The following is an 8,115-nucleotide window of genomic DNA, read 5'->3' on the forward strand; positions in this document are numbered from 1 at the left end:
CTCGATCGCGAGCGCGTGGCCCGGGCGCTGGGCATGGTGGATGACGATGGCAAGCCCAGCGTCTGCCAGAACAGCCTCGACGCCGTGAGCGACCGCGACTTCGCCATCGAGTTCACCGCCGCGGCCTCACTGTGCATGGTGCACGTCAGCCGCTTCAGCGAGGAGCTGGTGCTGTGGATGAGCCAGAACTTCGGCTTCATCGACCTGGCCGACCGCTTCTGCACCGGCTCATCGATCATGCCGCAGAAGAAGAACCCCGACGTGCCCGAACTCGCGCGAGGCAAGACCGGGCGCGTGGTCGGCCACTTGATGGGCCTGCTGACCCTGATGAAGGGCCAGCCGCTGGCCTACAACAAGGACAACCAGGAAGACAAGGAACCGCTGTTCGACACCGTCGACACGCTGCGCGACACGCTGCGCATCTTCTGCGAGATGGTCGGCGGCATCGTCGTCAAGCCCGAGGCGATGGAACGCGCCGCGCGGCGCGGCTACGCCACCGCGACGGATCTCGCCGACTACCTGGTGAAGAAGGGCCTGCCCTTCCGCGACGCGCACGAAGCCGTGGCGCACGCGGTGAAGGTGGCGATCCAGCAGGGCGTGGACCTGTCGGAGCTGCCGCTGGCCACCCTGCAGGGCTTCCACCCGGCGATCGGCGAAGACGTGTTCGCGGTGCTCACGCTGCGCGGCTCGCTGGACGCGCGCAAGGTGCTCGGCGGCACCGCGCCCGAGCAGGTGCGCGCCCAGGTGGCGCGGCACCGCGCGCGGCTCGCCTGAGCCGCTCCTCGGCTCAGTTGAAGGTGATGCGGCGCGCCGTGATGCGCGTGCCGCCGGCCGTCGGGTTGCCACGCACCGTCACGGCGCGGCCGTTGGCGAGATCGTCCTCGTCGCCGCCGTCGAACTGCACGCCGTTGCCGCCGTACTCGACGGTGGAACCGCGCAGCACGAAGGTCTGCGCTGACGTGTCCAGCGTCCCGATCGCACCCTGCAAGGTCACGCTGCCCTGCGAACCGCCGCGCTCGTCCAGGCGAACCTTGCTGGCGACGAGCACGCCGCCGGCCGAAGCGCCGTCGACCACCACCACCTTGCCGAGGGCGAGGTCGCCGGGCCGGCCGATGAAGCTGGCCGTGCGCGCGTCGACGCGCTGGCCGTTGAGGTCGAAGTCGGCATCGCTCGCGTAGCGCGTGATCGCGCCGCGCAGCTTGATGCGGTCGAGGTCGGGCAGCGGGCGCACGCCGGCGTCGACGCTGCTCACTGGCCAGCGGCCGGCCACCGCCTGGGTCTGCGTCTGCACGCGCAGGTAGGCGCCTTCGGCCAGCAGCGGCGGGGCGCCGTCGTACGAGAACAGCGCCGTGCCGATGCGGAAGGTGCGCGCCGTGGTGTCCAGTTCGTTCACCGGGCCGCGCACCTTGTAGGCGGCCAGCGTGCCGGCGCGCGGCGCGATGCGGGTGGCCAGGAAGCGCGAGGCGGCCGCGTCGAAGCTGCCGAACACTTCGACATTCGAGCCGACGGGCACGCCCGCCAGGCCGTTGGCGAACGACGCGTCGAACACCGTGAAGGCATCGACGACGACGGTCTGGTCGAACACGACCAGCGTGCCGGCGGGCGCATCGACGGCGGAAGCCGGGCCGACGATCTCGCTGACCGTGCGGATGCGGTTGGCCACGGCGGTGGGCTCGGCCTCGGTGCCGCCGATCGCGCCGCCTTCGACCTCGACCGTCATGCCCAGGCCCAGCGCGCCGCGCGAGCTCGGCGCGCCATCCTCGTCGACCACGCTGGCGGTGCTGTCGTCGTACTTGATGCCGCCGACGTAGATCGAGCCGAAGCCCTCGATCGGCGCCGAGGCATACGAGCCCGTGCCGCCGACACCGACGCTGCCGCCGCAGCCGGCCACCACGGCCGCCAATGCAAGCATCAGCGCACCGCCCCAGCGCAGCCAGGTCGATCGGATCACGTCGGTCGGGTTCATTCGGTGTCTCCCTCGCGGCGGCGCGCTCTCGGGGCGGCCTTGCGTGCCACGGGCTCCCTGGCCGGCGGCGCCGGCGGCTCGACCGGCACCTGGTAGCTGAACAGGCCGATGCGCATGCGGTTGCCGGCGCCGGCAGTGCTGCCGATGCCGGCCGCGTCGTCGTCGGCGATCATCTTCTCGATGCGCGGCACGAGGTCGTTGGTCATCGCCTGCCAGTGCTGCGTGACGAGTTGGCGAAGTTGCGCCAGCGACGGTTCGGACAGGCCATCGGCGTAGATGGCCTGCTCGAAGTGCTCGTGGCCGACGGCCAGCACGTTGTCGACCGCGGCATTGAAGTGGTCGCCGAGATTGGCGCCCATGAAACCGACCATGCGCGCCTCGTCGCCCTTGGGCACGAAGGCGGCCCGGTTCAGCGACACGGTGTCGGTGCCCTCGTCGTGCTCGGCCAGGCCGAGGCGGATCAGTTCCTCCAGCAGGCTGCGCGGATGCATGTCGCGCGTGACCGACTGGGCCAGCGTCTCGAAGCTCGGCGCTGCGCCGAGTCGCTTCAGCGCCTTCGGTCGGCCGTCGTGGTCGAGGTACTCGGAATGGGTGGACCAGCGCGCGAAGATCTCGCTCGGGTAGGAGCGGGCCGGTTCGGGCTGCCTCTGGCGCGCCTCGACCAGCCGCGTCACCTCGCGCCGGTTGATGCCGGTGGCAGCGCTGATGCGGCTGACACGGCGGTGCTCGAGCAGTTGCGGATAGGCCGCATGCGCCACCTCGACGAAGGCGGCACGCAGCATCTCGTCGACGGTGGCGTGGGTGAGACCGCGCGCCACGGCCAGCCGTGCCAGGGGCTGGAGAAGCGCTCGCACGGCGTCGAGCAGGGCGGGCTGTTCGCCGGGGGGCGTGGCGATGTCGGGCGTGGTGTCGGTCACAGGCTCGTCATGTTAGCGGGGCGGCGCGCCACGCCGGTGTGACGCATTGCATCCAGATGGCCTGCGCAGCGCGGCGCGTCCCCCGGAACGCGGGGCGATGACGCCTCAGCGCAACGGCGCGCGGTACAGCCAGACCGTCTTGCGGCCGTCACCGCGCATCACTGCGGTCGGCCGCAAGCCCGGCGCCTCGAACTCGAGGCTGGCCAGCCACGTGCCGGGCCTCAGCTCGCGGCGCGCCTTCTCCAGGGCGCGCGGCATGCTCTCGGGGCGCTGGAACAGATAGACCAGGTCCTGCCGCGACCAGTCCGATGCCCACAGGTCGCCGCGCGAAACGCGCGCAAAGCGGCAGCGCAGCGCGCAGGCCAGCCGCAGCGGCCAGCTCCACTCCACGCCGGAGATCTGCGCGAGCGGGTACTCGCGTCGCAGTTCGCGCAGGCCGTCGCCCAGGCCGCAGCCGGCATCGAGCACGCGCGCGCCGGCCGGCAGCGGCGCGATCCCGGCGAGGCCCTTCAAGGCCTGCGGCGGCGTCGGGAACATCGGCGCGTCGCGCCAGGTGTTGATCGGGTAGATCAGCGCGAGTGCGCCCAGCGCGAGCAGCCAGGCCCAGGCCGGCAGCCCGGCCGCCATGCCGGAAGCGGCCAGCGAGAGCGGGAAGCCCGCCGCCACGAACACGCGCCGCCAGCGCGTGGCCAGCGGTAGCGCGAGCACGAGACCGAGCGCGATTGCCAGCGTGAGCGCCACCGGCAGCGGCGCGGCCAGGCGCGACAGCGCGATGAACAGCACCCAGCAAGCCCCCCAGGCCAGCAGGGCCGGCAGCGGCCAGGCCAGGCGGGACATGGCGGAAGGCGTCAGAACTGGAAGGCCAGCCGCAGGCCGCCCCAGTGGCGGCCGGCCACGACGATCGGCGCCGCGGCTTCCTTCATCAGCACGAAGTTGCCACCGCCCATGTCGCGCCGGTAGGTCTGCAGCAGGAACGGCCGCTGGTTGCGCGCCGAGGCGAGGCCGGTGCGGTCGTTGAAGATGCGCCGCCAGCGGCTGTTGGCGGTGTTCCACACCACGTCGCCGGCGCGCTGCGGCTGGCAGTACTTCTGGTTGTGGGTGGCCACGTAGCCGTTGCGGTCGACCGCGATGCAATAGACCACCTTGGAGCTGAGCGTGAGCGCCTGCTCCTGCACCTGAGGAAACAGGCGGTCGGCCAGCGCCACGAAGCGGGTGGTGTGCTGCGGCGGGTTGCTGCCGGGCATGGGCTGGTAGGCCTCGTCGAACAGGTCGGCCATCGTCGCCGCGCCGGTGCGCAGCGCGCCCTCGAGCAGCTGCGAGATCTGCGCCGCGGCCTGCTGGGCGGCCTGGATGTAGGGCGTGTCCTCGGTCTCGATGCCGCACTGCGACACTGTCTCGATCAATTGCTCCGACAGGCGCAGGAAGGACTCGCTGCGTGTCATCGCGCTGTCCAGCGCGGCGCCGGTGCCGCGCATCTCGGTCTCGATCGCGTTCATGCGGTCGCCGAGGTCGGCGCAGATCGTGCGACTGCCGTCGGCGGCCTCGGCGATGCGCGCCACACCGCCCTGCACGTCGGCCAGCGCGCGGTGGAAGGCGCCCTGCTCGGCCGCGCCGGGCTCGCTGCGGATCTCGGAAGCCAGCGACTCGATGCGGGCGTTGAGCTCCGCCACCGTGCTCATGATCTGCTTGGAGCTGGCCTCGACCTTGCCGGCCAGGTCCTTCACGGCGTCAGCCACCACGCCGAAGCCTCGGCCGGCCTCGCCGGCGCGCTTGGCCTCGACCGAGGCGTTGAAGGCCACCAGCCGCGTCTGCAGCGCGATCTGGGTGATGCCGCTGGCCGCATCGGCCACCTGGCGCAGCGTCGAGACGATGGCCGAGACTTCCTGGCCCACGCCCTCGACGGTGGCACGCGCCCGGTCGACGGCCGCCAGGCTTTCGCGCGTGGTGCCGCCGATGGCATTCTGGGCGCTGGTGATCTCCTGCACCCGCTGCGCCAGCGCCGATACCGCCTGCGCACTGCGCTGGGCGGCCTTCGTCGTGTCGTCGATCACGCCGCGCACCTCGGCGGCCTCGCGGCCCATCGAGCTGGCGCGCTCGGCGATGGAGGCCACCGCGGCGTGCAGCGTCGCGGCGTCGGCGCCGGCGGCGGCCGGCGCAGCGTCGGTCGGTTCGTCGGCGCCGTCGCGGCGGCGCAGCAGGCTCAGCATGGCGGTCTCTCCGATGGGGGATCAGTATTCGCGCAGCTTCACGCGCAGGCGCGCGATCGACTGGCTGTGCAGCTGGCAGACGCGCGACTCGGTAACCTTGAGCACCGCCGCGATCTCCTTGAGGTTCATGTCGTGCTCGTAGTACATCGACATCACGTACTGCTCGCGCTCGGGCAGGAGCTTGATCGCCTCCACCAGCGCCTCGCGCATGCGGTGGTCCTGCAGCTGCGCGAGCGGGTTGGCCTGCTCGTCGGCCACGTGGCGGTCGAGGTAGTCGTTGTCACCCTCGTCGCCGCTCATGTCCTCCAGGTACACCAGCTGGGTGCCGCGCACCTTGCCGAGCAGCTCCTGGTATTCGGTCAGACTCATGCCCATCTCGCGGGCGATCTCGCTCTCGGCCGGCGCGCGGCCGAGCTTCTGCTCCAACTTGTGCACCGCGCCCTCGATCGAGCGCTGCTGCTTGCGCGTGCCGCGCGAGAGGTAGTCGTTGCCGCGCAGTTCGTCGAGCATCGCGCCGCGAATGCGCTGGGTGGCAAAGGTCTCGAACTGCACGCCCTGCGCCTCGTCGAAGCGGCTGAGGGCATCGGCCAGGCCGATCATGCCGACCTGGATCAGGTCGTCGAGTTCCACGTTGGCGGGCAGCTTGGCGATCATCTGGTGGGCGAGGCGCCGCACCAGCGGGCTGTACTGCTTGAGCATCGAGTCGAGGTCGAGGCGGCCCTTGGCGGTGTACATCGATCAGCTCCCGGAAGTCAGTTCATCACCCGGCGCGCCTGCTCGGCGTGCTGCGGGCGGTCGACGTAGTACGGCGCGGCCAGCGAGGCCGGTGCGCTGCTCGCGGCATCGAGGCGCAGCGTCTCGCGCACCCAGCGGCGCAGGCCCTCGCTCGGCGGCTCGCTGGCATCGGTGGCAGGATCGAGGCGCACCCAGTCGCGCAGCACGGCGCCGAGGAAGTCGTCCGCGCAGGTGGCCAGCTGGATGGCGATGCGCTCGGCGCGCGGCGAGCTCGGCGCGGCGCCGAGCAGCAGGTCGTGCACCACCAGGCCGGCACGCTGCGTCAGCAGCTTCAGCGCGGCGTAGGCGTGGGTCACGCTGGCTGGCCGGTCGTCGGCCAGCAGCAGCGGACGCACCAGCGCCGACTCGTCGCCGCTGCGGCGCGCCAGCTCGGCGCTGCGCGCGAACAGGCGGCAGAGTTCGTTGGCCGGTGCGTGCACCAGGATCACCTCGGCACGCGGCGCGGCGTCGGTCAGCGCGGTGAGGAAGGGTGCGGTCGAACCGGTGGCGTCCACGTGGCGGATCGGCAGACCGCGCGCGGCGAGGTACGACACGCCCGGTGCCAGCGGCTCGATGGCGTCGGCCAGGTCCATCACCGCCAGCTCGGAGGGCGCACTGGCGCGCTCCGAGGCGTCGACCACCAGCACGTGCAGGCCCAGCTCGGTGAAGCCGGCGCACAGGCGCTCGAGCATCACGCCGCCAAAGGCCACGTGCGGGTTGGACACCACGGGAACCATCTTCACGCGGTTCCTGGCGAACAGCCGGCGCAGGCCGTCGGCCTGGTCCAGCGGCAGGGGTCGGGAATCGAAGTCGCGCATCGTCGGGCGGGAGCGGAGGTTGTCTTGTGTTGTTCGTTCTGGCGGAGTCGATCGGCGCCGATCAGTGCGCAGCCATGCCGTGCAGCAGGCCGCTCCTCGGCGCGGCGAAGATCAGGTTGACGTCGCCGGCATCCAGCTTGTAGGCCGAGCTGCCGCCGCCGCGCAGCGCGCGGTGCACCAGCGCATTGGCCGACAGGCGGTGCCAGTCCTCCGGCACGCGCTGGCCGTTGGCCACGCCCACCACCTTGAGCTTGTGGCGGATCAGCGCATCGAGCGCCGGACCCAGCTTGACGGCCTCGTCGAGCTTGGACAGCACCACACCCGAGCAGCTGGCGGCGCGATAGGAAATCATCACGTCCTCGATGGTCTCGCCCTGCGAGGCGGCGTTGACCACCAGCAGCCGCTTGATCGCGCGGTGCTGCAACATGTCGAGCAGCTCGCGGGTGCGGCTGTCGCGCTGCGCCATGCCGGCGGTGTCGATCAGCACCATCTTCTTGCCCGCCAGCAGCTCCAGCAGGTCTTCCAGCGAGGCGCGGTCGTGCGCGGTGTGCACCGGCACGCCGAGGATGCGGCCGTAGGCGCGCAGCTGCTCGTGCGCGCCCATCCGGTAGGCGTCGAGCGTGATCAGGCCGAGGTTGTTGGCGCCATACTTGGCCGCAAACGCCGCGGCGATCTTGGCGGTGGAGGTGGTCTTGCCGACGCCGGTGGCGCCGATCATCGCGTAGACGCCGCCCTGGTCTTCGAGCGCGCCATCGGCCTCGCCGGTGAGGATGTTGCGCTCCAGCACCGAGCCGGCCCAGCTCATCTCGTCGGTCACCTCGTGCGGCATCGCCTCGGCCAGCTTGCGGATCAGCGCCGGCGAGAAGCCGCAGTCGAGCAGGCGCTGGGTCAGCCGCGCCTGCGCAGGCTGGCGCTGCAGCTTCTCCATGAAGGCCAGCGCGCCGAAGCGCTCCTCGATCAGGCCCTTGACCTGGCGAAGCTCCTTGATCATCTCTTCCTGCTCGCGGCGCGTGGCCACCGGCGCGGCGGGCTCGGCGGCCGGCGTGTCGTGCAGCACCGGCACGGCGGGCACGGGCCGGGCGGCGGGCATCACGGCGCTGCCGCTCATGCGCGCCTGCAGCGGGCTGGTGCGCTCCACCACCGGCTCGGCCGTGCGGGCCGGAGACGGAGGCATGGCGGCGCGGACGGGCGCGACGGAGGCGGCCTGCACCGGCGGCGTCGGTGGCACCTCGGTGTACGAACCGATGATCGGCATGTCGACCGCATCGTCGGGGAAGCGCGAGGCCTCGCTCATCGCCTCCTGGCGACGCTTGAGCATGCGCTCGCGCACGAAGTCCTGGAACGACAGCGTGCTCATCGAGAGCTTGCGCACGTCTTCCTCGACCGGCGTGGCCTCTGGTTCGATGCGCTCGGCGAGAGACTTGCCCTTGCGC

At 71.6% G+C, this 8,115-nt stretch carries 8 protein-coding genes; 1 reads left to right on the forward strand and 7 read right to left on the reverse strand.

Features of this window, described 5'->3' with window-relative positions; genetic code table 11:
• A partial coding sequence (gene argH, locus AB7U92_RS17095) for an argininosuccinate lyase (protein ID WP_428579484.1) occupies nucleotides 1-774 on the forward strand: 774 nt, incomplete at its 5' end.
• A 13-nt stretch (nucleotides 775-787) separates the two neighbouring features.
• Here the strand turns inward: argH and AB7U92_RS17100 are convergent.
• The 7 genes from AB7U92_RS17100 to flhF form a co-directional block, all read right to left on the reverse strand.
• Entirely contained in the window at nucleotides 788-1,966 is a 1,179-nt protein-coding gene (locus tag AB7U92_RS17100) for a DUF5666 domain-containing protein (RefSeq protein WP_428579486.1), read from the reverse strand.
• The gene (locus tag AB7U92_RS17105) at nucleotides 1,963-2,883 is read right to left on the reverse strand and encodes a DUF6502 family protein (protein ID WP_428579489.1); all 921 of its coding nucleotides are present in this window, start codon (nucleotides 2,881-2,883) and stop codon (nucleotides 1,963-1,965) included. The genes AB7U92_RS17100 and AB7U92_RS17105 overlap by 4 nt, the downstream gene beginning before the upstream one ends.
• Nucleotides 2,884-2,988: 105 nt before the next feature.
• Nucleotides 2,989-3,720 carry a class I SAM-dependent methyltransferase gene (locus tag AB7U92_RS17110; protein WP_428579492.1) on the reverse strand — a complete coding sequence of 244 codons (732 nt, stop codon included), beginning with the start codon at nucleotides 3,718-3,720 and terminating at the stop codon, nucleotides 2,989-2,991.
• 11 nt (nucleotides 3,721-3,731) lie between these two features.
• Nucleotides 3,732-5,090, reverse strand: a complete 1,359-nt coding sequence (locus AB7U92_RS17115; RefSeq protein ID WP_428579495.1) for a methyl-accepting chemotaxis protein — start codon at nucleotides 5,088-5,090, stop codon at nucleotides 3,732-3,734.
• A 21-nt stretch (nucleotides 5,091-5,111) separates the two neighbouring features.
• Nucleotides 5,112-5,825 (reverse strand): RNA polymerase sigma factor FliA, encoded by a 714-nt coding sequence (locus AB7U92_RS17120; RefSeq protein WP_428579498.1) that lies wholly within the window; start codon nucleotides 5,823-5,825, stop codon nucleotides 5,112-5,114.
• 17 nt (nucleotides 5,826-5,842) lie between these two features.
• Complete coding sequence (locus tag AB7U92_RS17125; protein WP_428579500.1) at nucleotides 5,843-6,682, reverse strand: hypothetical protein; 840 nt, start codon at nucleotides 6,680-6,682, stop codon at nucleotides 5,843-5,845.
• Nucleotides 6,683-6,743: 61 nt separating this feature from the next.
• The coding region (flhF, locus tag AB7U92_RS17130; RefSeq protein ID WP_428579503.1) for a flagellar biosynthesis protein FlhF at nucleotides 6,744-8,115 on the reverse strand (1,372 nt) is incomplete at its 5' end.

The organism is Piscinibacter sp., from assembly GCF_050175855.1.
GTDB lineage: Bacteria > Pseudomonadota > Gammaproteobacteria > Burkholderiales > Burkholderiaceae_C > Piscinibacter.